At 58.0% G+C, this 24,664-nt stretch carries 20 protein-coding genes; 9 read left to right on the forward strand and 11 right to left on the reverse strand.

All coding sequences use genetic code 11. The annotated features are described in order from the left end of the window. Positions 1-129: 129 nt before the first annotated feature. Positions 130-570: an NUDIX hydrolase gene (locus IQ254_RS17835; protein ID WP_193967513.1), complete on the reverse strand. Its 441-nt coding sequence runs from the start codon at positions 568-570 to the stop codon at positions 130-132. A 106-nt stretch (positions 571-676) separates the two neighbouring features. Here IQ254_RS17835 and malQ point away from each other — a divergent pair, with 106 nt between their 5' ends. Then, positions 677-2,197, forward strand: coding sequence for a 4-alpha-glucanotransferase (gene malQ, locus IQ254_RS17840; RefSeq protein ID WP_193967514.1), 1,521 nt, complete (start codon positions 677-679; stop codon positions 2,195-2,197). 60 nt (positions 2,198-2,257) lie between these two features. On the opposite strand, the gene IQ254_RS17845 is transcribed toward malQ, so the two are convergent. The 3 genes from IQ254_RS17845 to IQ254_RS17855 form a co-directional block, all read right to left on the reverse strand. Further along, the gene (locus IQ254_RS17845) at positions 2,258-2,656 is read right to left on the reverse strand and encodes a CBS domain-containing protein (protein WP_193967515.1); all 399 of its coding nucleotides are present in this window, start codon (positions 2,654-2,656) and stop codon (positions 2,258-2,260) included. Positions 2,657-2,991: 335 nt separating this feature from the next. Next, entirely contained in the window at positions 2,992-3,576 is a 585-nt protein-coding gene (locus IQ254_RS17850) for a peptidoglycan-binding protein (protein WP_193967516.1), read from the reverse strand. Then, positions 3,573-4,547, reverse strand: a complete 975-nt coding sequence (locus IQ254_RS17855; protein ID WP_228040838.1) for an AEC family transporter — start codon at positions 4,545-4,547, stop codon at positions 3,573-3,575. Before IQ254_RS17855 ends, IQ254_RS17850 begins: the two co-directional genes overlap by 4 nt. Positions 4,548-4,804: 257 nt before the next feature. Between IQ254_RS17855 and IQ254_RS17860 the strand changes: the two genes are divergently transcribed. Then, a complete protein-coding gene (locus IQ254_RS17860) occupies positions 4,805-5,587 on the forward strand; it encodes a D-alanyl-D-alanine carboxypeptidase family protein (protein ID WP_193967518.1) in 783 nt (260 codons plus the stop codon). 206 nt (positions 5,588-5,793) lie between these two features. Here the strand turns inward: IQ254_RS17860 and IQ254_RS17865 are convergent, their stop codons facing one another. Then, the gene (locus tag IQ254_RS17865) at positions 5,794-6,192 is read right to left on the reverse strand and encodes a hypothetical protein (RefSeq protein WP_193967519.1); all 399 of its coding nucleotides are present in this window, start codon (positions 6,190-6,192) and stop codon (positions 5,794-5,796) included. A 665-nt stretch (positions 6,193-6,857) separates the two neighbouring features. Here IQ254_RS17865 and IQ254_RS17870 point away from each other — a divergent pair. After that, positions 6,858-7,067: a hypothetical protein gene (locus tag IQ254_RS17870; protein WP_193967520.1), complete on the forward strand. Its 210-nt coding sequence runs from the start codon at positions 6,858-6,860 to the stop codon at positions 7,065-7,067. A 276-nt stretch (positions 7,068-7,343) separates the two neighbouring features. Then, positions 7,344-9,152 (forward strand): response regulator, encoded by a 1,809-nt coding sequence (locus IQ254_RS17875; RefSeq protein ID WP_193967521.1) that lies wholly within the window; start codon positions 7,344-7,346, stop codon positions 9,150-9,152. Positions 9,153-9,179: 27 nt separating this feature from the next. Here IQ254_RS17875 and IQ254_RS17880 read toward each other — a convergent pair whose 3' ends face one another. After that, entirely contained in the window at positions 9,180-9,563 is a 384-nt protein-coding gene (locus IQ254_RS17880; RefSeq protein WP_193967522.1) for a hypothetical protein, read from the reverse strand. A gap of 92 nt (positions 9,564-9,655) precedes the next feature. Here IQ254_RS17880 and IQ254_RS17885 point away from each other — a divergent pair, with 92 nt between their 5' ends. Then, on the forward strand, positions 9,656-13,180 hold the full coding sequence (locus IQ254_RS17885; protein WP_193967523.1) for a PAS domain S-box protein: 3,525 nt from the start codon (positions 9,656-9,658) through the stop codon (positions 13,178-13,180). Here the strand turns inward: IQ254_RS17885 and IQ254_RS17890 are convergent. From IQ254_RS17890 to IQ254_RS17900, 3 genes are all read right to left on the reverse strand, one after another. Then, complete coding sequence (locus IQ254_RS17890; RefSeq protein WP_193967524.1) at positions 13,174-13,329, reverse strand: hypothetical protein; 156 nt, start codon at positions 13,327-13,329, stop codon at positions 13,174-13,176. The genes IQ254_RS17885 and IQ254_RS17890 overlap by 7 nt on opposite strands. Positions 13,330-13,640: 311 nt before the next feature. Continuing rightward, positions 13,641-14,186 carry a type IV pilin-like G/H family protein gene (locus IQ254_RS17895; RefSeq protein WP_193967525.1) on the reverse strand — a complete coding sequence of 182 codons (546 nt, stop codon included), beginning with the start codon at positions 14,184-14,186 and terminating at the stop codon, positions 13,641-13,643. Between the two features lie 83 nt (positions 14,187-14,269). Continuing rightward, positions 14,270-16,840, reverse strand: coding sequence for an O-antigen ligase (locus tag IQ254_RS17900; RefSeq protein ID WP_193967526.1), 2,571 nt, complete (start codon positions 16,838-16,840; stop codon positions 14,270-14,272). 185 nt (positions 16,841-17,025) lie between these two features. On the opposite strand from IQ254_RS17900, the gene IQ254_RS17905 reads away from it, so the two are divergent. Together IQ254_RS17905 and IQ254_RS17910 are read left to right on the forward strand one after the other, a co-directional pair. Further along, on the forward strand, positions 17,026-17,838 hold the full coding sequence (locus IQ254_RS17905; protein WP_193967527.1) for a hypothetical protein: 813 nt from the start codon (positions 17,026-17,028) through the stop codon (positions 17,836-17,838). A gap of 168 nt (positions 17,839-18,006) precedes the next feature. Beyond that, the gene (locus IQ254_RS17910; RefSeq protein WP_193967528.1) at positions 18,007-19,365 is read left to right on the forward strand and encodes a collagen-like protein; all 1,359 of its coding nucleotides are present in this window, start codon (positions 18,007-18,009) and stop codon (positions 19,363-19,365) included. Positions 19,366-19,535: 170 nt separating this feature from the next. Here IQ254_RS17910 and IQ254_RS17915 read toward each other — a convergent pair whose 3' ends face one another. After that, the gene (locus IQ254_RS17915; RefSeq protein ID WP_228040839.1) at positions 19,536-20,060 is read right to left on the reverse strand and encodes a gluconokinase; all 525 of its coding nucleotides are present in this window, start codon (positions 20,058-20,060) and stop codon (positions 19,536-19,538) included. 116 nt (positions 20,061-20,176) lie between these two features. Between IQ254_RS17915 and IQ254_RS17920 the strand changes: the two genes are divergently transcribed. Then, the gene (locus IQ254_RS17920) at positions 20,177-22,300 is read left to right on the forward strand and encodes an amylo-alpha-1,6-glucosidase (RefSeq protein WP_193967529.1); all 2,124 of its coding nucleotides are present in this window, start codon (positions 20,177-20,179) and stop codon (positions 22,298-22,300) included. Positions 22,301-22,634: 334 nt separating this feature from the next. Here IQ254_RS17920 and IQ254_RS17925 read toward each other — a convergent pair whose 3' ends face one another. Then, a complete protein-coding gene (locus IQ254_RS17925; RefSeq protein WP_193967530.1) occupies positions 22,635-23,738 on the reverse strand; it encodes a metal ABC transporter solute-binding protein, Zn/Mn family in 1,104 nt (367 codons plus the stop codon). Between the two features lie 142 nt (positions 23,739-23,880). On the opposite strand from IQ254_RS17925, the gene IQ254_RS17930 reads away from it, so the two are divergent. Further along, the gene (locus IQ254_RS17930) at positions 23,881-24,549 is read left to right on the forward strand and encodes a metal ABC transporter ATP-binding protein (RefSeq protein WP_193967531.1); all 669 of its coding nucleotides are present in this window, start codon (positions 23,881-23,883) and stop codon (positions 24,547-24,549) included. The last annotated feature ends 115 nt before the right edge of the window (positions 24,550-24,664 follow it).

Consider the following 24,664-nt stretch of genomic DNA (forward strand, 5'->3'; position numbering starts at 1 on the left):
GGGTGGAGGGGTGGGCGAGTGACAGTGTGACGGGGTAGCAGAGCTTTGTCTAAGTCTAGACTCATCCACTCATCCACTCATCTACTCATCTACTCATCTACTCATCTACTCATCTACTCATCTACTCTTTCACCCACTGCCAAATCGGGGGCGCTGGCCGTAGAAGCGGTACTGCCAATAATCGCGCAAAATGCGATCGTGATCAAAGCAAAGCTGCTGGGGTATATCCCAGGGGTTGATGATGGCGGCGGTTTTGGCATCGTCGCCAGCGATGGGGTCGGCAGTGGCGGTAGCCAAAAAGACAATGCTGAGGGTGTGTTTGCGCGGGTCGCGGGCGGGGTCAGAATAAACCGCCAACTGCTCGACGAGATCGATGGTGAGATTGGTTTCTTCGAGGGCTTCGCGGCGGGCGGCAGTTTCGACGCTTTCGCCATAGTCGACAAAGCCGCCGGGCAAGGCCCAGCCGAGGGGCTCATGGTGGCGCTCGATGAGCACAATGGGGCGGTGGGGATGGTGGAGCAGCTCAATAACAATATCGACGGTGGGAGCCGGGTTGCGGTAGGCGGTCATGAAGGATGACTTTACAGGATGTTGATGAAACCAAAATAACTCTCTGAGTACCCGACTGGCTCCCATGGGCCATGTTAGAGTCAACTGGAATTAAATTGAGCTATCTATGCCCTTTCCCCGAGCCAGTGGCATTTTGCTGCACCCTACGTCGTTACCCGGTCGGTTTGGTATCGGCGACTTAGGGTCTGAAGCTTACCGATTTGTCGATTTTTTGGCCGATACCAAACAGCAGCTGTGGCAGGTGTTGCCCTTGGGGCCCACGGGGCACGGCAATTCGCCCTACCTGTCCTACTCGTCGATGGCGGGCAACCCGCTACTGATTAGTCTGGAGCAGCTGTGCGATCGCTCGTTGCTCTACCCTGACGAACTCCACGATCTGGAGCACCTGTCGGCTCATCGGGTGGCTTTTGACGACGTGATTCCGGGCAAGATGCATCTGCTGGAGCGGGCGGCCAGTCGCTTTCATGAGGTCGCGACCGAGGCAGATCGGACGGCCCTAGAGAAATTTTGTCAGGATTGCCACTTTTGGGTCGATGAGTTTGCCTTTTTTATGGCACTCAAAAATGCCCACGGCGGTGCCGGTTGGACCCAATGGCCCGATCCGCTAGCCCGACGGCACCCTGAGACCATGGCTGAATGGCGTGAAAAGCTCTCCAGCGATATTTTTTGCCACAAGTTTCTGCAGTTTGAGTTTCACCGCCAGTGGCAGGCGCTGCGGCAGTATGCCCGCGATCGCCAAATTCAGATCATTGGCGATATTCCCATCTATGTGGCCCACGACAGCGTCGATGTGTGGGCGTTTCCCTACAACTTTATGCTTGATGACGAAACCCTGGCCCCGGCGCTGATGGCCGGGGTGCCGCCCGACTACTTCAGCGAAACCGGGCAGCTCTGGGGCAACCCCACCTACAACTGGGACGAACTGCAAAAACGCAACTTCAACTGGTGGATTCAGCGCATTAACGCCCTGCTCGACTACGTCGATATTATTCGCGTCGATCACTTCCGGGGCCTGCAGGCCTACTGGGGGGTACGGGCGGGAGAAACCACCGCTATGAACGGGGAGTGGATTGAAGCTCCCGGTGCCGAGCTGTTTGAGACGGTGCGGCAAAAGCTGGGCAAGCTGCCGATTATGGCCGAAGACCTGGGGGTAATTACGCCGGAGGTGGAGGCCCTGCGGGATCAGTTTGGGTTTCCGGGCATGAAGATTTTGCACTTTGCCTTTGGGGGCGGTAGCGACAACCCCTATCTGCCCTTTAATTGTGTGACCAACAGCGTAATTTACACGGGCACCCACGACAATGACACGACGGTGGGCTGGTTCGACAAAATGCCTGACTACGAGCGCGATCGCCTGATGCAGTACGTGGGCTGCATTAGCGGCGAAGGCATTCAATGGACGATGATCCGGCTGGCGCTGATGTCGGTGTCTAACCAGGCGATCGTGCCGCTGCAAGATGTGCTGGGCTATGGCAGTGACTGCCGCATGAATACCCCTGGCCTCTCTGAAGGGAACTGGGCCTGGCGGTACGCAGCCGAGGCATTGACGGATGAGATTCGCGATCGCCTGCGGATACTGACAGAACTGGCTCATCGTGCTCCGGTGGGGCAGGATTGGGGAGGGTGAGGCAGGCCAGAGGATGGGGCAGGTGAGAACGGGTATCATCCGCTTCACCTCTCTACCTGCCTATCGCCTCAGCGCTGGTACCGGCATGCCTCGCATCAGAATATCGGTAACTGAGATGACGCCGAGGAGCTTTCCGGCTTGGACTACGGGCGCCCGTTGTAGCCCTGTATCGGAGAGCACCTGGGAGGCTTCTTGAATAGTCATATCAGGGTCTAGGGCAATGCAGGGCTGCCGCATAATATCCTGCACCAGAACATTTTCAGGAGCGTGGCCCCGAGCTACCACCGTATAGACAATATCGCGCTCAGTTACCATGCCAAAGGGCATGTCTTGGGTACGATGCTCAACCAAAAGCGCTCGAATATATTGCTGCTGCATGAGTTCAATGGCATCGGCAACCGTGGCCCCGCTGGCAATAGTCGCAACGGCGTGGGTCATGATGTCAGCAACAGTCAGCATAAAAATCTCCAGAATATAATTTAGACAACTAGCCGGGGTTCCAGTCACCAGGGAGCGGAGCCAGGGCATAGGGGACGCGACTGGTATCGATGCTCTCAAGCTAACACTTAACCCAATCCCAGCACTCTGCATTATTCTCAGGCGGCAGACCGCCTGCACAACACGGCAAAGCACAGGCCTCAAGGCGAAACCGAGCCTGTTTATACTGCCCTCTAAATTGAAGACAAAGGGATAATTTTGTACTTTTTCTTTATATTTGTGGGTCGTTGGCAACCAGATGGCTGAACCGTGTCTGCCATGGGGCCATAGGGCGAGCAGACCCGGGCCCATGCCCTCTAGCGAGGTAGACGGCGCTGGGCCAGGCGGCGACGCAGCTTGCGTTGCCGCCGCAACCGGCGCTGGAACCAGGTCAGGGCACCGCCGCTGATAGGCACCAGGGGCATCAGCGCCAACCAAATAGCTGAAGGCGGTGGGGCGGGCTGAGCTACGGTTAGAGGCGTGAAACTGACCAGCTGAGCGCTGAGAATGGGCGGTGGTAGTCGCAGCGTGAGACGACGCTGGGCATTGGCTAGGGCCTGCCAGGTTTGACCACCGGTAATACCATCGACGGTGAGGCCCTGCTGCCGTTGTAGCGATCGCACGGCCTGGGCTGTATCGACCCCATAAATACCGTCGGCGGCGGCTGAGTAAAGCCCCAATGCCCCTAGGGCCAGCTGCAACTGGCTCACCTCAGGGCCGCGATCGCCAGGCCGCAGGATGGTCTTAGGGGCAGACTGATTAGCTACAGTCGGCATTGCTTGGGCAAGTACCGGTCGAAAGCCCAGACCAGGCGACTCAAGCATCAAACCGCCGATCAATACCAGGCTGCTAACCTGCCCCAGCCTAGGGCCACAGACCAGTGCCAACCATTGGTTTGTCATGGCATCACTCCCCCAGAAAATGTCCACAGCCATAGGGGCAACGTCAACAACAGCACGGCAGAGCTGAGCCCCACACAGGTTACCGATAGATCGCGGTCTAGGTTGTAGGCCTCAGCCAACACCACGTTAGAAAAGGCGCAGGGCATACCGGCCTGCAGCGTCATCACCAGGCGAGGGGTACCGTCTATGCCCAGGGCCGTCAGCCCCAGCCCCACCACCAGGGGTAGCACCAGCATCTTTATCACAATGGCCACCGCCGCGCGGGGTAAATGTTGCCAGCTCCGAATCTGCTGCATGCGTAACCCCATCAATACCAGTGACAGCACTACGATAGCCCAGGCCAGGTGGTACAGGTGCTGATCGAGCCAGGGGGGCAACGCGAGGGCTTTGAGTCCTAGCCCCAGGGCAAAGGCGAGAATAATTGGGTTTTGCCCTATCGCCCTTAGCCGATTTAACCACAGCTGCCCCGAGGGCTGGGGCTGCTGGCTCATTTCAGCGGCCAAAATGGCTCCCAGACCGTAGGAGCCTAGCAGCGTGCCCAGGGCATCGTAGAACAGCGCCCAACCAAATGCCCCAACCCCCAACTGAGGTAACAGCAGCACTACTGGGTAGCCAATGTAGCCGGTATTGCCCAACATCGAGGCCAGCGAAAAGCTGCCCTGGGTGGGGCGTGCCCAGGGCAGGCGATTGGTTGAAATCCAGAGGCGACTACACAGCAGCCCCAATAAAATCGCGGCCCAGGCCACAACGGGGGCCAGATAGAGATTGCCCGATAGGTCAGCTCGCCGCATAAAGCCCACAATGCTGAGGGGGATGCCGACCCAAAACAAAAACTTACCCAGGCCTAGAGATACCCGAAAATCAAGCCCCTGGGGCGTACCCCGGTGGGGGCTCACCCGAGACAGCACCAGGCCCAAGGCCAATCCCGCTCCGATGCCCGCCCCAATGGGAAGGTACAGGCGCAACAACATTCCTAACGGTGGCAACAAAGCTTTGCCCCCTGCGCAACAGTGCCTAAAGCTAGCGTCACCCCAGTGCCAGCCGGTAAGCGAGAGGCGTTTGATCCATAGTCAAAGCAGCCCCTGGCGTTGGTTGAATCGGAAGAGGCCATAGGTGAGTATAGGCCAGGTTAGCTCTAGAGCTAGTCAAAATAGCCTTGAGTCTGATCACCATCGTGCCGTCTTAGGGCCATAATTGGTAGAGTTTTGCTGGGTACCTGCGAGTTACCATGCCTCCCCTTGACGATATTCCCCAAGCTGCCCGCGATGTACCCCTCTATGCTGCGGAGCAAGCGTCGCCGTCGTGGCTGCGTCGTGCCGCTGTTTTCACTGGTCTAACGCTGTTGGCTTTGACGGCGGGCGGCAGCGTAGCCTGGTATCAAACCACCCGATACTCTACTGCGGAATTTAACCAACCCTTCGAGGCCATGGTCAACCCACCCGGGGGAGATGAGGCCGAACCTGAGGCGACGGATCTGGATCGCGCGGTGCAGCTGGCGCCCTCTGGCCGCAAGCTGCTGCTGGGCCATCGCGCCTTTGATGAGGCCCCAGCAGAAGAGCTGGTTGCGCTAGCCGCTAACCCCAGCATTCGCCTGCGGGCTACCGCCGCCGCCCAGTTCGAGGCGATGGCCGGGGCGGCGGCCCAGGATGGCATTCGCCTGGTGCCCCTGTCGGGGTTTCGATCCCATGGGGAGCAGGAGGCGATATTCTTTAAGCTCAAGGCCGAACGTGGCCAAGACCCCGAAACCCGAGCTGAGGTCAGTGCGCCACCGGGCTACAGCGAGCACCACACAGGCTATGCCATCGATGTGGGTGACGCTACTCAGCCCGGCACACATTTGAACACGGACTTTGGCAATACCGCCGCGTACCAATGGATGGAAGCAAATGCGGTGCGCTTTGGCTATGAGCTATCGTTTCCGCCCGACAATTTTCAGGGGGTGGCCTTTGAGCCCTGGCACTGGCGGTTTGTGGGCGATCGCAACAGCCTGGAGACCTTCTACAGTGAATAATGAAATTAATCCAATAGTCTAGTACCGAAAAGCAGAAGTAAGAAGGCAGAGGCAGAACGGGAACCCCAGGTCTCATAAGGGTTTCCGCGTGAGTAAACAGCTGGGTTATTGCCGCCTCAGAGTACTAGGCATCTTCCGATCTTCAGGGTGTGTCTAGACTATTTACGACGCTCAGCCCATCCATAGGCCATGAAGGGCAATGCTGATTAGCACTCTGTAATCTGACTGGCATCAACCCAGCCCACGGGCTGATACATTGCAAACCGACGGTAGGGCATGTAAACCTGAGCTGCGGTAGGACTGCCATCCACCTCTCGGACTACACCAGTCAGATGCATCGGGGTGCCTACGTTGATCGTGCCTATTTGGTTTGCGGGCTTACCAGCGAGTTCAGTATTGTCGTAAACTGCGACAGAGCCATTGACCGGAATAACTTCTCGGCAGCTACGGATATAAGCCTGTACCTCAGATAAATCATCACTTGATCTCAGCTCATCGATCTGGGCAAAGACTGAGAGAATTGGGGTAAACGCCATGGAGGCCGTAAACCCGGCCAAACAGCCTGTGGCTAAATACCCTGCGCGTTTTGAAAACGTGAGTTTCATAGTTCACCTCAGTATGTTCTTAGAATTAAAGAAAACTTTCAAACATGTCTGCTGAGACATGTTTGATTCAGGGAACAAAACACTATGCCAAGATTACATTATTTTTTTCTTTCAGCAAAACCATGCTGCCAAAAAACAGGTAAATCAAGGGTATCTTCTTCAGTACAGATGACCTGTTTTTACAGGAAATGATCTTAACTTTAAAACTTGAGCTACCTTGACCAGCTCATTTTCGATCGGCTTAGGCCAGTCGAAAATGAGCTGGTCTATAGACATGACTATTAAGAAAATATATGGCCGGGCCTTACACAGGAGGAATAATGTCGGCTAAAACTCGCTTTGAAAAAGGATTATGGGATTTGGAAAGCGATCGCGAGCGGCCCTCCCCAAATAATAAAATACCAAGATTTGATGACATTTTCTAGAAGAAACGAAGGCTAGCTGCCTGGTCATCCACAGTCGTTGAAATATCAGATTTTAGAACTGGCAGCTCAGAGTTTAAATAACTTTACGGTTTATCGAGATGTTGTTGATACCCCTGTCGGCTATTCCGTCTGCGCCAACGCAATGTCTCTAGCCTCCTCCAATCTGCCTGGCTACTGCCCGGGCCTGGGGCTCAAAATAGCAACTAAGGTGGCCGTTTCCAGTGCTCTATATTGAAAGCTATGGGTATCGCGCTTGCATCACAGCTGCCAGGCGATCGCGCTTGGCAGCCAGCTTCGCCATCCCTGCTACAACTGGGCCAAGCGCTCTGGGGTAACCGGATCAAGGGACAGTTCTGCGGTGCGCCCCGCTGTCTGGCCCCCTGGGCAACGCCGGGCGACCCTAGCCATCGCCTGGTAGGCTACGCCTTAAACCTGGATGGCGATGGCTAGGTATGGTGCTAATGGACTGGTTGAGTAAACCGCGTTGCGCAGAGCGAGGTCACGGAGGTATCCAATGAGCGTTATCCCCATTTAGCTGGCAACATAGATGTATTTGAGGAACTTGTGAGCCCGGTGCATACTCTACCCAACGATTCCACTGCGTTGACAACTAACCGAAGCTCCCGACTCGACCTCAGGCTAGGTCAACGATTTGATCAGAGAGCGGAGTAACGGGTCTACATCACTCAGGACATGATCGTGCCGAGACAATATCGTGGTTGAGCCATGCGCATACTGCTGGTTGATGATGATGAAGCCCTGATGGCAACGCTGGCGGAAAGTTTAATTAGGCAGCGCTACGCCGTTGACATTGCCGTCAACGGCGAGATGGCTCAGGAGTTTTTGGCCCTCTTTCCCTATGATCTGATTGTCTTAGATCGGCTACTGCCCGATGCCGAAGGTATCTCACTCTGTCAACAGTTTCGCCAGCAGGGCATCACCGCGCCAATTTTGATGCTCACGGCCCGGGATGACAGCGCCGATAAAGTACAGGCACTGGATGCTGGAGCTGATGACTATGTGGTCAAACCCTTCGATTTTGAAGAGTTGTGCGCGCGCATTCGAGCCCTCTTACGCCGAGACAGTCCCGGGGCGACCGCTGAGTTGACCTGGGGTAGCCTGAGGCTCAGTCCAAGCACCTTCGAGGTGTTTTACGACGACCATCAGCTCCACATCACGCCAAAGGAGTATGCGCTGCTAGAGCTGTTTCTGCGGCATCCAGCTCAGGTATTCAGCCTTGATGCCATTATTGACGATATTTGGTCCTTTGAGGATCCGCCCAGTGGGGATGCGGTGAGGACCCACATCAAGGGGCTGCGGCAAAAGCTCAAGGCGGGCGGAGCCCCGAAAACCTTCATCGAGACGGTCTACGGGGTGGGGTACCGGCTGCATCCCCTGGAGGCTGATGCGACCCTAGACTCAGCCAATTCTGCTATGGACAATCGCCAGCCGACCCTAGCGGACATAAAGGCCGCGCTAGCGCAAGCTTGGCAAACCCACGAGGGCACCATGCAAGAGCGGTTGAGCGTTCTGGAGGCAACGGCAGCGGCGATGGATGATGGCCTGCTGAGTACCGATTTGCAGCAGGCAGGCCGTTCCCAGGCCCACAAGCTAGCGGGGTCCCTCGGCTGCTATGGCTTTGCCGAAGGGTCGCAGATTGCCCGCGAGCTGGAGCAGCTGCTTCAGCTGACTGTGCCTCTCGATGATCACCAGACGGCTCAGGTGTTTCAGCTCGTACAGCGTCTACGCCAGAACCTGTCGCGGCAGACCAGCCCGGGAGAGGTCGCCGCGCCGATCGCGAGTACGGCCCAGTTGCTCATTGCTGGGGCCGAAGACTCGTTTAGTCAGCGGGTGGCGGCGATCGCAGGGGAGGCGGGCCTTCGCGCTATGGTAGCCGCCAGCCTGACCCAGGCCCACGCCATTCTACAGGCTCAGCCGCCCACGGCGGCACTGTTGTGGATAGATGAACCCCATGCCGAAGCAGGGATGGAGCTGCTGGGGGCGATCGCCCAGCGGTCCGCTCAAATTCCGGTGCTGGTCATCACCGACAGCCGTGATTTTCAGCTGCGCCTGCGCCTGGTGCAGCTGGGGGCCGATCGCCTGCTGCCCAGCTCCACCTCGCCCCACCATGTGATTGAGGCCGTGCAGCAGGCCGTGCGGGTAGGCGGTGCGGCCTTCGACATTGTAGTGGTCGATGACGATGCCCAGGTTCTAGAGCTGCTGCGATCGCTCCTGGTGCCCTGGGGAATGCGGGTTACAACCTTGGCAGATCCGGCCCAGCTGTGGGACACCCTGGAGCGGGTAAAGCCACAGCTGCTGGTGCTGGATGTGGAAATGCCCACGGCCAACGGACTAGAACTGTGCCAGGTTCTGCGCGCCGACGATCAGTGGCGGCACCTGCCAATTTTGTTTTTGACGGTCCATGAAGATGCCCAGACCTTGCAGCAGGCCTTTGATGTGGGAGCCGATGACTTTATTCACAAATCGGCCATGGCCACCGAGCTACCCCACCGAATTCTCAATCGCCTGCAATGATTTGCCGGGTGTCGAGCTTTTCAGACCTTAGCCCAGGCTCTGCGGACAGTAGCCCAGACCTGCCACAAATTTCTCCTGAAAACAATCCACCTCCCCAGGCTGAGGGTGACCGTGGGATACGATGGACACGTGGCAGCGGTTCATCACCTGGATGGGCGAATAGCCCGCCTCCAGCTCGTGGAGAGCCAGCGCTACGCTGGGGCTCGGATGGTAGGGAAAGCCGTTTTCGTTTAAAAAGGCCCAGCAGTCATCACAGCGCTCAGGGTCTGTGGCTGAATTGAGCTTGATGTGTAAGACCCATCGGTCGTTTAAGAAAATGACGGTAACAGACTCAGCCGGCACCTGCCTGAGCAGATAATCAAGTATTCTTTGAGTCAAACTGGCGTTAGCAAAACAGTAGAGAAATTCCATACGCTCTAATCCCAGTTGCTTTAGTTCTCACCTTAGAGAACAAATCTGAGGAATCTGTGAAGACTATTGCGAAGACTATTGCTTAACCCCACATGCCAGCAGCATATCCCCAGGCATTGTCGCTTCTAAATGTTGACCAGATTCTGGACAACCATCCCCTGGTGGTTGGGCCAGAGATGGCGGTAGAGGCCGTGATTGAGCAGATGAGCCAGTCCTCTAAACAGATTTGTGAGCTGGGCGCAATGGGGCCGGAGGTACCGCCTGCCAGCCAATACCAGTCGGGCTGTGCCCTGGTTATCGAGGGCAGCCAGCTGGTTGGTATCTTGACCGAGCGAGACGTGGTGCGGCTGGTCGCTGAAGAGATCAATCTAAGGACTGTTGCCGTGGGCGAGGTGATGACCCAGCCCCTGATCACGCTGAAACGCTCTGACGCGCACAGCGTGTTTGCCGTGCTGACAGCCATGCGGCAGCACCGGATTCGCCAGCTGCCGATTGTCGATGGGGCCGGAGCCCTGCTCGGTCTGGTGACTCAGACGGCAATTCGACGGGCCATGCACCCCTTTAACTTTCTCAAGCTCAGGCGCGTGGGCGAGGTGATGACCCGAGCCGTTGTGCAGGCGAAAGCGACCGATAGTCTGCTCGACCTGACGCGGCAAATGGCTCACCATCGGGTGAGTTGCGTGGTCATCACCCAGGTCAAACAGCAGGGTAGCCTGCGGCTGAACGGGCCGATCGGCATTGTGACCGAACGAGACATCGTGCAGTTTCGAGCGCTGGGGCTGTCGCTGTCTCAGACGATGGCCCAGACTGTGATGAGTGCGCCCCTGTTTTTAATGTCTCCGCAGGACAGCCTCTGGGCCGCCCAGCAAGAGATGCAGCAGCGACATATCCGCCGCCTGGTGGTCGCCAATGAGGCGGGTGAACTGGCGGGGATTGTGACCCAGACCAGCCTGCTGCAAATGCTAGACCCGCTGGAGCTGCTGACGGAAATTGAACAGCTCCAGCAGGCGGGGGAGGCGCAGGCGGTTGAGATAACCAGGGCCAACCAACAGCTTCAGCAGACCAACGATGCTCTGCAAGCCGAGATTTCTGAGCGTCAGCGCCTGGAGCAGGTGCTGCAAGCGGCCCATAGATCGCTGGAGGAACGCTTTGGGCTACAGGCGGCGCAGCTGGTGCAAACCGACGAAGCCCTGCGGCAGGAGCGCAACTTCATTGCCGCCGTGCTGGATACGGTGGGTGCCTTAGTGGTGGTGCTCGATCGCAGCGGCCAGATCGTGCGCTTTAACCAGGCCTGTGAACACATATCGGGCTACAGGGCCGATGACGTCTGCGGCCAGGAGATTTGGAATGTGCTGATTCCACCGGCAGAACGGGCCGAGGTGAAGGCTGTTTTTCAACAGGTTAAGCAGACCCAAAGCCCCAATCAGCATGAAAACTACTGGCTTTGTAGGGATGACACCCGTCGGCTGATTAGCTGGTCTAACACGGTATTAAAGGATGCGGCTGGCGCAATTGAGTATGTGATCGGTACCGGCATTGACGTGACGGAGCAGCGCCAGATCGAGCGCACCCTGGCTCGGCAATATCAGCAGGCCCGGCTGCTGAGCGAAATCACCCGCAGAATTCGCGAGTCGCTCGAAATCGGCGAAATTTTACGAACCGCCGCGACCGAAGTCCACGAGCTGCTCGACTGCGATCGCGTCTTGATCATCGAGTTCGACAGTCCAACCACTGGCCAGGTCATTCAAGAGTCGCTGCGCCAGGGGGAAACGCTGCCCTCCGCCCTGCATCAGAGGATTGCGGGACACCAGCTGAGGCCAGAGACCAGTGCCTCAACCTGTGCCTGTGGCGATCTACCCCGGGAATGCCCGTCGCCTGACAGCGCCACCTTCCTCAAGCGGTGGGGTGCCCAGGCCTGTATCGAGATTGTTATCCATGTCGGTGACCAGCCCTGGGGGCTGCTGACGGCGATTCAGTGCGATCGCCCGCGACAGTGGGAAGCGTTTGAGATTGAACTCTTGCAGCAGCTGGCCAACCACATGGGCGTAGCGATCGCCCAGGCCCAGCTCTTGGACAGTCTAGAGGCCCAGGTCGAGCAGCGCTCCCACGAGCTGATTCAGACCAATCAGCAGCTGCGGCAGGAAATTCGCGATCGCACTCAGACCGAAGCCGCCCTGCGGGAGAGTCAGCAAAAGCTGGCCGGCATTCTCGACAATGCTGACGAGGCAATCATTTCCATCGACAGTCAGCAGCGCATTGTCATGTACAACCAGGGGGCCGAAAAGATTTTTGGCTATACCCTCAACCAAGTTCACCACCAGCCCCTCGACATGCTGCTGCCTGAAGCCTTTCAGCAGGCCCACCGGCGGCATGTGCAAAATTTCGCCGCCGCCGCCGATACCTCTCGGCAGATGGCCAACCGCAGTCGAGACGTATTGGGACGACGCAAAACGGGCGAGACGTTTCCGGCAGAGGCCTCGATTTCTAAGCTCCAAACCAACGATGGACGGCAGCTATTCACGGTCATTCTGAAAGACATCACCGAGCAGCGACGGGCCGAGGCGGCTCTGCTGCGTCGCGAAGAACAGCTCAGACTCACAACCAACGCCCTGCCGGTGCTGATTTGCTCGGTCGATCGCGAGCAGCGCTATCTATTCAACAACCACACCTACGCAGACTGGTATCGGATTCCCCTGGAGGATTTGCAGGGCCGCCACGTGCATGAGGTCATGGGCGAGGCTTACTACGGGCAGGCCCAACCCCACATTGAGGCCGCGCTATCGGGCCAGCAGGTCAGTTTTGAAGCCGAAGTGACGACCCCAGACGGGCAGCCTCGCTGCCTGCTGACCACCTACATTCCTGAGATTGATGGGCAGGGAGAGGTGAAAGGGTTTTTTGGGCTGACCAACGATATCAGCGATCGCAAAGCTACCGAGCGCATGAAAGACGAATTTGTCTCCGTCGTCGGGCACGAGCTGCGCACTCCGCTGACCTCCATTCACGGCTCCCTATCGCTATTAGCCAGCCAAAAGCTGGGCGTCATGCCTCCCCCAGCCCAGGAATTTTTAGAGATTGCCCTCAAAAACACCCAGCGCCTCACCCGCCTGATCAACGACGTGCTGGATCTAGAGCGGATCGAATCGGGTCGAGTCACCATGGCGATGCAGACCTGCCCCCTCACCGACCTGATGTCCCAAGCCGTACAGGCCATGCAGTCGATGGCTGACGCCAAAACCATTCTGCTCACCCTTGAGCCCATGCCAGCCACCGTTTGGGTCGATGCTGACCACATCATTCAGGTGTTTACCAATCTGCTCAGTAACGCGATCAAGTTTTCCCCTGCTGACACCACCGTCTGGCTGGGGGCTACCAGACGAGAGCACGACATCCTGGTGTGGGTGAAAGATCAGGGTCGGGGGATTCCCCCCAGCAAGCTAGACACCATATTCGAAAGCTTTCAGCAGGTCGATGCCTCCGACTCTCGCCAACTGGGCGGCACCGGGCTGGGGCTGGCGATCTGCAAAAATATCGTGCAGCGCCACGGCGGCGAGATTTGGGCCGAAAGCACCCCTGATGTCGGCAGTACGATTTTCTTTACGCTGCCAGATGCTCAGTAGTGAAGGTTGGGGAGCTTGTCGGCGGCGTTAGCTGGGAGCAACGCCATGGTTTCGTATTGCTCCCAGGTGACATCGTTAATCAGCAGGCGGCTGCCTGGGGCTAGGTCGATGGTGGTAATGGGGAGTTTGATCAGGTTGAGCAGGATCATAAAGAACCTCAGCCGCCGTGGGGTCAGCGCTATCAGGCCAATTCATTAACCAGGGATAATCTCTCGGTCTCAGCGAAATTTGGCGATATCAAAAAATAACAGCCTTACAGCCTTATTCATGTTGCTTAAGTACAGTCCAAAGGTAACAGGGAGTAGGTAACAGGGAACAGAGTGTACTTGTTTCACTTGCACAACGCTATACCTTTGTGGCCATGGCCATAGAGACTAATTAAAAAATAAGGAGCCGCTCTCAGGGTTGAGTAGCGGCTCCTTATTTTTCGACTAGTGGAAATTAAACCTCAGGCAATGGCCTAGAGCTTCTTCCAGCCGGTGTTACAATTGGTGGTGCTGCTGCTTGCAGTAGAGGTGAAGTTAGTAACAGCACCAGTTCCAGCAGGTACGTTAGCCGCAGTCGATTCGCAGATGATGGCAAGAGTAGTTGCTTCGGTAGTGGCGGTGCCTGAGGTCAGCTGGGTGGCACCAACGTAGCTCTTCAGCGCAGTGTCAATTCTGTCAGCAAAGGCCAAAGCACCAAATGCGCCGTTGCTACCAGCAGGAATGGTGTAGGTGTAGTAGGTGGTTACAGAAGGAATGCCAATGGCCAGTTCTACAAAACCAGGTGCGAACACGGGGTTTTCTAGACGGTAGGCCTGCTGACCACGGTTCATAGAACCCACGTAGGTTTTGGCTTCAGATTGACGCGCTTTGTTGGCCTGGTTGAGGAAAGAAGGCAGTGCAATAGCCGCCAGAATACCGATAATGATGATCACAACCAGCAGTTCAATCAGGGTGAAGCCACCCTCTTCTTTCTTAGTAATCAGGTGCTTGAGCAGGTTAGCTTTTAGAGAAGTTTTCATTGGTGTTTGTCTCCTTGAGGGTTAGGCGGTAGAGGTGTTGTTTGCGCCTGGGTTTAACTTACCCACTTGGTCTTAACCAGCGATCACGCCCCCTCAAAAAAGTTTTTTGGCAAGGGGGGTGGGGCCACAATCTCAAAGTGGTTGTTGGCCGCACTGGGCAGGTCTAACTGCTCGGTTTGAATCGCTTCTACTGTTTGGTCGAGGGCTACAAACTCTCGGGGTAAATCGCCAAATAACCCTAGCAGCCCCGGCACTATCCACTGATCTAAGCCATCGAGGGGTGCAATCAGGTCAATGCCCTGGGCATAGCGATTGCGGTAGGTTAGCCCCAGTAAACTGCGGCCCGTCAGGGGCCTAGAGGTGGCCTGGGAAGTCAGCCACAATCGCAGATCTCGATATTGCGTCAGCGATGCGGCTAGCCGTTGCTGATCCGCTGGGGCAAGGTCAGTTTGCGCCAGATAGGCTGGGGCAAACTGCTCGGGGTCGAGCCAGGCCCGCAGCAACAACATTGCCTGATCTTGAGGGTTTTGGTCTAGGGCCTGGTTGGCGATCGCCAAGGCAGCCTCGGTGCTTTGGTCTGACGCCAGCAGCACTTGGGTGATGGGCCTAAGCAACTCTGGGGTTGAGTTGAGTAAGGGGCGGCGGTGCCACCAGCGCACCAGCGTCGCCTGGTCATAGAAGGTAGCATAGGTCGGGTCGGCGGGGGAAGCGGCCTCTAGTACCCGCTGGTGGTAGGTCAGGGCCTGGTCTACCACCGGGGCCTGAAGCGGAGCCAACGCGCCCTGCTGCCACAGGGGCAGGGTTAAAAACTCGGGTTGGCCGATGCCTTCGAGGCTAAAGGCGATCGCGGCTTCGTTGATCTGCCCCTGGGCCAGGTAGGTCTGCCCCAGCAGGTAGCGACTAAAGCTCTTTTGCCGGGGCAACAACTGCACGGCTCGACGGGCATAGGCCCCCGCCGCTGCCGGGTCTTGGGGCAGCAGAAAAGCTGCCAGATTGTAGTTGAACCAGGCATCGTTGGGCGCTGTCTTGACAGCATTGTATAAATTTATGCCAGTGTCTCGACGCGCCGCCGCTTGCTCATCGGCAGGCACTAGGGGCAGCAGTCGATAGAGGTCTTGCCCAGCTAGGGCGGAGTAAGTAGGGTCCCAGGGGGCAAAGGCGGTGGCCGCAGAGAGCTGCTGCAATGAGCCCGCTACATCGCCCTGTTGAGCCCGATAGAGGGCGCGATCGCCGAACCAAAAGCCCAAATCTGTCATCAACCAGAGATAGCCTGTTATCGCTAGCCAGCCGAGCAAGCCTAGGCTGAGATAGCGTCGCGCCGCCGCACCCATGGGTTGGGGCGCAGGTGCTTCAGTCGAGTTAGCCAGACACAGCAGGATGAGCACCATGGCTACTAGCGCCATCGAAATGCCAATATTCTCTAGTTGGTAGTCGGTCAGGCTGGAGACACCGTAGGCCAACAGCCCCCCGCCTGTGCCGTGGAGCAGCCAGCGATCGGAGGTCTTGTGCACAGTGCGATTAAGATGCAGCCAAAGCCGCACCACCAGAAGGAGCCACAGAAGGTAGACCCCGATGCCCCCTACCCCCAGTTCACCTAACAGCTGAGCTGGCGTGTTGTGCAACTGTTGAGAGTGATCGAGACCTAGACCGGCAGCGATCGGGCGATAGAGGTTCGAGACCCGGCTCATGACACCTGGCCCCACCCCCACCAAGGGCCGATGGCTAAAAATATTGAGGGCTGATTTGAGCATAAAGTAGCGATCGAGCAGGGGCCCATCACTGACCACAAAGCCAGAAGGGTCAGCCAAATCTATCCCCCCCAGCAAACTGCGAACTCGCGAGTTACTGGCCAAAAGGCCTGTTGCCAAGACCACTCCCAGCCCCCCTGCCAGTAAGCGACGAGGCCTGTTCTTGCCGGTAGAGCCAAACACAAAGGCCACTATAGCGACCACCAGCCACACCAAAATCCCTAGCAGAGCTCCCCTCGATCCGCTGACATAGAGGGCGATCGCAGTGAGGGCAGTCGTCGCCGCCGCCAGCCATCGTCGCCAGCCGCTAAACGCCATCACACCGGCCAAAGCCAGCGGCAGCGCCAGGGCAAAATAGCCGCCGACAAAGTTGTGGTGGCCAAAGGGCATAGCATTGCGCAGGGCCGCAGAGAAAGCATTGTCTGGCTCAGCCCCAGCCCCAGGCCGCCAGAGCCCCAGAGAAATGATTGCCGTGCCAAGCATTGTGCCGACCATCGGCAGGGCCACCTGAGTCCCTTGCACCGCTGCCTGTCTGAGCCAGTTGGCCCCAGCGTACAGGGCCAAAAAATAGTACGTAGCTAAGATCACATTCCACAGGGCCACGACTTGAAAGTCACTGGCCAAACTGCAAATGACTAGAATAGCTCCGGTGACGGCCACAGCCCAGTCAAACCCGTGCCCTAAGGGGCGAAAGGGGAACTGGAACTGGCGTAGCAGCCAGATGAGCCCAACTCCAATGGCTAAAAACCCCAGCTGCCATACCAGTGCCCAGGGCCAGCTGACCATGCGCAAATAGCTATGGGGCAGCCAGGTCATAACGATGACAGTCAATAAACCTATGGCCCCTAGCCACTGGCCCAGAGAGGGAACAGAAGAGGGGTTTTGCGGCGATGTATCTTGAGTCATAGATGTGTTGCCAAAACCGAGCAAAGAAGCGGTGAGAATGATTTGGTCAGCCTGCCAATTACAGCCTGGGTGCCAGAGATTGACCGACTAGCCAGCGGCCTTGGCCAGAGTGGGTAGACTTAATTTTAGAACTCCCGTTTAGCTTGAAGCGGTGTCTATACGTTTCTTAGGTTTGCCTGATCACCATGGTGCTCTCATCCAGTTCATCCCGCCGATCGCCTCGATGGCTCCTGAAAAATCTATGGATGGTGGCGTTGCCAGTAGTCGTGGTATCTAGCTTGGTGGTACTCCAGCGCCAGCGCCTAGCGACCTTACAGGATAGCCATGCCACGGCGCCAGGGCTGGAGCAACAGGCGCAAGCGACGGCTACAACCCTGACGCTGGCGCAAAAAATGCCTGCCTTTGGATTCGACAATTTGGTAGCCGACTGGTTTTTTCTCCGGTTTTTACAGTACTTTGGTGACGATCAGGCGCGAGCCAGCACTGGCTACGGTCTCAGCCCCGAATTCTTTGAGATCATCATTGCCAACGATCCGTATTATCGAAATTTTTATTTGTTCTTGTCGGGAAGCGTCAGCAATTTTGCCGGTCGGCCAGAAAGAGCCGTGGCGATTACCGCTGACGGCCTCGAGCACTTGACCCCAACCCTACCTGACGACAGCTTTTATATCTGGCGCTATCGCGGCATCGATGAACTGCTGTACCTAGGAGATGGAGCGGCGGCCCAAACGTCTTACCAAACAGCGGCAGACTGGGCGCGGCAGTCGGCACACCCCGACGCAGCCATTATTGCCGAGAGTTCTCAGCGCACGGCAGACTTTTTAGCCAATAATCCGCTGAGCAAGCAGGCGCAGGTGAGCGCTTGGGCCAGTGTGTTTGCCAATGCCTTTGATGACGGCACTCGGCAAAAGGCGATCGATCGCATTAAGGCCCTGGGTGGCAATGTTTTTGTCAGCGAATCGGGCGAGGTGAAGCTGCAATTTCCGCCCGATGATTAGGGACGATCGGTTATGGAGTAAACGTCGTTAAGCTCAACGTTTTTCAGGCCTGCGATCGCAGGGTGAATCTGGCACATTGGCTCTCCTGTTAGCAGCCGTTTTGGCTAGGCTCAGGGCAGTTTTGGACATTGAAACCTGATGATGAAACGCGCGCTTGCTGTAGCCCTGATGCCTCTTAGTATTGGCCTAGCAGCTACGCTACCGTTGCCCAACCTCAACGGCTGCTCGATGGTGGCCTGGGCCCAGGAGACTCGCACCTACGGCAGCCATGGCAGCAACGGTCGATCTGGGCGACCCGGGCGAGATGGCGTGCCGGGCCAGAGCCAAACCACCGTGGTGGATGGTGCGTTTACTCGCTTTACCCTAACGGGCAGCGATGGTGAAAACGGTGAAAACGGTGAAAACGGCTATCGGCCTCGCTGCGGTGGTCAGCCCTACGATGTGAGTTACAACCTGCGTGCCCCCAGCGGCGGCGATGGCGGCGATGGCGGTCGCGGTGGCAATGGCGGCAACGGCGGCGATCTGACGGTGTACTTTAGCGATCGCGCTGCGCTCCAACAGCTCTTGGTCGATGCCGCCGGTGGTCGCTCTGGCCGGGGTGGTCGGGGTGGCAACGGGGCCCTGGGCTGCCGCTGCGATCGCCGCGATTGGGACATTCAAACCTGTACGGGTACTCCCGGACAACCCGACTACAGCTGTCAAAATATCCGCTACAGCTGTCGCGATGGTCACAGCGGCAACAGCGGCGACGTTGGCCGGGACGGCACCGTCGGTGTTGATGGGCAACTGTCGATTGTAAACCAACTGGAGCCACTACAACCTGAGACTCCCACCACCTCAATCAGTTTATCGAGCCTAGCCAGCCAGCCGGTCCAGCTATCTCGCAACCTATGGGTCGAAAAATCAGGGGCAAAGGCTCTATTGTCTGCGGGTTCGCAGGTCAACGATATCTACAGAGAATATACCGGGCGGGTGGAAGGTTCAGTCAGCCTCGACTGGCAGGCCCCCCGCCCCCTAGGCAGCTTTGGCAATAGCCAGGTGCGGGCTGAAATTCAGCCCGGCGGGTCGCTGATGGCAGCGTTCTCTGACGATCTCTGGGCTGACTACACCACCCGTCAACAAGATGGGCAGATGACAATTACCGTTAGTAACGCGGTGCGGGCCAGCGAAGCCACGCGCCTGGCCTGGGGCGGTGTGCAGGGTCACGGAGCCAATCTCAAAACCGTAGTGCTCGACCTGGCGGCAGAATCGGCCTATGTCAATACGGAGTTTCGGCTCACCCTGAAGGTGGCCAATGGTGATCCTCGAGACGATCGCCGCCTGCGTTACGTCACGGTCTACGACGATGTGGTGCCCGCCGAGCAAGTCAGTCTGGTGGGCAATCGGTTTGAGCTGGCCCTGGGGCGGTTGCCCATCGATCGTCAGCCCTTTAGCCAAGGTACCTACGGCCAGGTCGAGATTACGGCGGTGCGATCGCTCGGGGCCAACAGCGCTCAGCAGTCACTGTCATGGCAAGGGCAATTTTAAACTCTGGGAGGCTAGCGGCTGGGCTCGCCAATACCAGCGGGCGGTTTTTCAGATCAAAAATCTCGATCGACCTAGTACTCGAAGGCTGAAATATGTCCACCGTTCCGGATCGCTTGGCTCCCTAGCTCCCTAGCCCTAAGAAATAGTATCTAAACTTGCGCCGTGGAGTACTAGGGGCCTGAACTGGCCGATCGATCGGGCTTGGGGTCTAGGGCGGTGATAATGCTTTGAGCAATGGCCTCTGGGGAGCGATCGACCGGGATCACGAGGCTGTCAGCCGGGGTTTCGAGGGCCTTAAACTGGCTGGCCAGCAGCGAGGCGGCCATAAAATGATTGGGGCGCTGACTGAGCCGCTGTTGTATGAGCTCGAAGGAGCCGGTCAGCAAAATAAACCTGACGCGATCGCTGCCCTGGCTGAGTTGCTGGCGATAGGCTCCCTTGAGGGCCGAGCAGGCGATGACCGCTCCCTGATGATTGACCAGCTGGGTTTGAATCAGCTGCTGTAACGAGGCTAGCCAGGGGGCGCGATCGCCATCGGTGAGCGGTTCACCGCGCTGCATTTTGGCTATATTAGCGGTCGAGTGAAAATCGTCGCCGTCAAAGAAAGCAATGTCGAGCCGCTGGGCCAGCAGGCTGCCGATGGTGGTCTTACCCACCCCGGAAACCCCCATCAAGATTAAGATCAGGCTGGTCATGGCATTGGGTTGATGGGGCTCGATGCTAGATCAGCTGCCGTGCGATCGGTCTAGACTCGCTGGCCAATCGCCTTTGAACAGGCCGCCCCGATTCTGTTATTCCAAAATTTGATTGTATGACTATCTCCTTTGGCCGTCATCTGGCCAGTAGTGCGGCGATCGCCAGCCAGCCAGAATGGCTGATCACCAACGGCATTGGCGGCTATGGCTGCGGCACCGTGGCCGGGGTGCTGACTCGCCATTATCACGGGCTCTTGGTGGCGGCCCTGGAGCCGCCGTTGGCGCGCACCCTGCTGGTCACCAAGGTGAATGAGGCGGCAACCTACCTGGGCCAGGTCTATGACCTGGGCTGCGATCGCTGGGCCGATGGAGCGTTGCATCCCCAGGGCTATCTGCATCTAGAATCCTTTCGGCTGGAGGGCACTATTCCGATCTGGGTGTATGCGATCGCCGATGCCCGGCTCGAAAAGCGGGTGTGGATGGAGCCAGGAGCCAACACCACCTACCTTCGCTATACCGTCAGCCGCGCCAGTGCCCCGATGGCGCTGACGTTGAAGGTGTTGGTCAACCATCGCAACCACCACCACAGCACCCAGGGGAACGACTGGCAAATGGCCATCACGGACTATCCTCAAGGCCTCCAAATCCAGGCGCAGGAAACCGTTGGCCCCTTCTATCTGCTGAGCGAAACCGTTCTCCCCCAGCCAGCCCACACCTGGTATACAGGCTATGCCTTAGCCCTGGAGAGCGATCGCGGCATTCATCCCTACGACGACCATCTGCACGCCGCCACCTTTGGCCCCACGCTGGCTCAGGGCCAGTCGTTTACCCTAGTAGCCACCACCGATGCCGCCGCCGATTGCTCGGGGCAAAGTGCATTGTTGCGCCGTCTGGCCTACGAACAGCACCTGATCGCCCAGGGCAAAAGAGCACAGCCGGATGATGCTCCCCCAGCCTGGGTCAGTCAGCTGGTTTTGGCCGCCGATCAGTTTATTGTCAACCGCCCACTGGTGAAACCGCAGGCCCAGCTTGAGGCCACGACCCTAGCATCGCCCCCTCACCCTGACGCTTCGCCGTCGGCAAGCTCTCCGGTGGCGGGCACTGGGGACGAGGGCCACCACGACCAGCCACCGCTCGCCATTGGCAAAAGCATCATTGCGGGCTACCCCTGGTTTGGCGACTGGGGCCGCGACACCATGATTGCCCTACCGGGGCTCACCCTGGCCACCGGACGCCCCACCCTGGCCCGGATCATATTGCAGACCTTTGCCCCATATTTGAGCCAGGGGATGCTGCCCAATGCCTTTCCCGAAGGGGGAGAAGCCCCCCACTACAACACCGTAGACGCTACTCTCTGGTACTTTGAGGCCTTGCGCGCCTACCACCAGGCCACTGGCGATACCGATCTGATTGCCGATTTGTTCCCCCAGCTCGATCAGGTGATTACCTGGCACTGCAAAGGCACCCGCCACAGCATTCAGGTCGATGCCACCGATGGGCTGCTCTATGCCGGTGAGCCAGGCGTGCAGCTCACCTGGATGGATGCCAAGGTTGACGACTGGGTGGTCACGCCTCGGGTCGGTAAGCCCATTGAAGTCAATGCCCTGTGGTACAACGCGCTGCTAGTCATGACAGAATTTGCTGGGATACTGGGACAACCCGTGGGTCTATTTCAGGAATTGGCCGCCCAAACTCGCCAGGGATTTCAGCGATTTTGGAGCGACGAATTGGGCCACTGCTATGACCTGCTGGATGGCCCTGCTGGTAATGACTCTACCCTACGGCCCAACCAAATATTGGCGGTTGCTCTACCCGATCGAGCCCTGGGAGAGCCCTGTCTCCGTCTAGAGCAGCAGCGGGCGGTGGTCGATATCGTGGCACAGCGACTGCTGACCTCCCACGGGCTGCGATCGCTCGACCCAGCCCACCCTAGCTATCAGGGCCACTACGGGGGCGACCCGGTACAGCGCGATGGCGCCTATCACCAGGGCACGGTGTGGAGTTGGCTAATGGGCCCCTTTGTGCAAGCCCACTGGCGGGTTTACCAAGATGCCGATTTAGCCCACAGCTTTTTAGACCCACTGATTCACCATTTGCACAGCGGCTGTTTGGGCACCATCAGCGAAATTTTTGACGGCCATGCCCCGATGGCACCCAGGGGGGCCTTTGCCCAGGCCTGGTCGGTGGCGGAGGTGCTACGGGTCAGCGCCCTGCTGAGACCCTTCCTAATTGATCAATAACCCCGCCTTTGATGGCTACAGCTGGCTACAGCTATGGTTGCCATCAACGTGATGACACCACTCAGAGCTCGGGTATTTGCTTCAGCCGGGACGCTGGCAGAACTTGGCGGGTAGGAGCTAGACGCAAGGATTGACAGTCCTGCTGCCGCCTGTCTTCCCCATGCCAGCTGTTTCGCTTTAGGTTGATACCCCCTCGGCTTTGAGCGGCCTGCAATCTCCGCGATCGCCTGATACCAAATCCGGCCTGAATACCCCCAGTTTGTCGGGGCATAGCATGCTATGCGCCGACGGGGTTCCTGATGGTGAATCGGGGTTGCCCAAATCGGATTTCGTATTAGAGTGGCGCGCTGTCGCGAACGCACATTCCCCCCAGCGCTTCTACCACGACACAAGTATTGGCGACCAGCATGGCCTGAGTGGTTTCCGCTTCGGTACCGGGCCCCCCCGGCCCCTCTACCCACAGCGGTGGCGCGGCGACCCTTACCCCTGCATTCTTAGCCACGGTTTCGATCAGCTGGGGGTTGGTAGTAGTTTCGGCAAATATAGCGGGTACCTGGGCAGCTTTGACCTGGTCAACCAGCGCCGTCAGAGTGGCAGGGGTGGGTTTCTCGTCAGTGCTCAGGCCGCTGAGGGCACCGCTGACCTCAAAGCCGTAGGCGGCGGCAAAGTAGCCAAAGGCATCGTGGGTGGTGACGAGGCGGCGCTGAGCGGCGGGCACCGTTGCCACTTGAGCTTGAATCCAGGTGTCGATCGCATCAAACTGGGCGGTGAGGCGATCGGCATTTTCGGCGTAGAGGCTGGCTTGGTCAGGATTGATGTCAGCTAGGTGATCGGCAATGGACGCGGCGATCGCCGCGTTATTGACGGCACTGTGCCAGATGTGCGGGTCGGGCACTAGATCTTCCTCAGCCTGGGCGTGGTCGTCACTGTGGGCGTGGTCGTCACCGTGGGCGTGGTCGTCACCGTGGGCGTGGTCGTCACTGTGGGCGTGGTCGTCACCGTGATCGTGATTGCCTTCAGGCCCATGCTCGGCCGCCCCGTCATGGCTATGATCATGGGCCTCGCCCATCAGCGGGTCAGGCACGGCTGCTTCGTAGACCGCCACCCGAGTGGCCTGGGTGGTGCTGTCCTTGACCAGGCTGATCAGGCTTGGAATAAAGCCATAGCCGTCGTAGAGAATCAGATCGGCCTGCTCGATCGCCTGGCGATCGGAGGGCTTGACCCGGTAGGTATGGGGGTCAGTACCGGGCTCGAGCAGACAGGTCAGCGCTATGCTCTGGGCGGCAATTTGCTCCGTTAGGTCACAGATGACGCTGGTGGTGGCAACTACAGTAGGGCGATCGCCATCCCCTGCTGGCTCCTGGGTCTCGTCGCCTCGCTCACCGCTACACCCCGCTAGCCCCAGCAACAGCGACCAGCCCAGCCCAATTCCGATCATCTTGTTTGGGCTACGCACTATGGCCCCTGCATGCAAAAAACCCGTATGCAAAAAACCCGCATGTAAAAACATTGTTGACTCTGCCAGAAACAAAGACTTCAATTAGTATGATAGTGATAATGGTTATCATTTTATCGCTGCCATGCTAGAGGTTCAAAACCTATCTGTCAATTACCGGGGTGTGGTTGCCCTAGAGGACGTTTCGCTGTCGGTCCAGGCTGGGGAACTGGTGGGGCTTGTGGGCCCCAACGGAGCGGGCAAGAGCACCCTGATGCAGGCGATGTTGGGGTTGGTGCCCTGCCGAGGGCAGGTGCTGTTGGATGGCCACCCATTACGGCGGCGGCGGCAGTCGGTGGCCTACGTACCCCAGCGATCGCGCATCGATTGGGATTACCCGATTACCGCCGGGCAGGTGGCGATGATGGCGCAGTCGGCGCTGGCCGGGTGGTTGCGTCGCCCCAGTCAGCGGGCCCAGCAGCGGGTTACCGTGGCCCTGGAGCGAGTGGATATGCTGCATCTGTGCGATCGCCCCATTGGTCAGCTTTCGGGCGGCCAGCAGCAGCGCGTCTTTTTGGCCCGCGCGTTGGCCCAGGGGGCCGATCTACTGTTACTCGACGAGCCTTTCACCGGCATCGACAAAAAGACCGAAGCCCTGATGCTGGGAATCTTCGCTGAACTTCAGGCCGAGGGCAAAACCCTGGTCGTGTGTAGCCACGAGTGGGGCGATGCCCTCCACCGCTACGATCGCCTGCTGCTGCTAAACCGCCGCCTGCTAGCCGACGACACCCCCGGCAACGTCCTTAACGGGTGACAACGTACCTAAAGAGCTTGCTGCATCAGGGATAGAGCATAGAGACCACGCTGAAAATAGCGATGTTTATGGGGTTTGAGCGCTATCAGTTGGAGTGCCCAGTCGGTCCATAACT

Origin of the sequence: Nodosilinea sp. LEGE 07088, assembly GCF_015207395.1 — a bacterium.
Taxonomy (GTDB): domain Bacteria; phylum Cyanobacteriota; class Cyanobacteriia; order Phormidesmidales; family Phormidesmidaceae; genus Nodosilinea.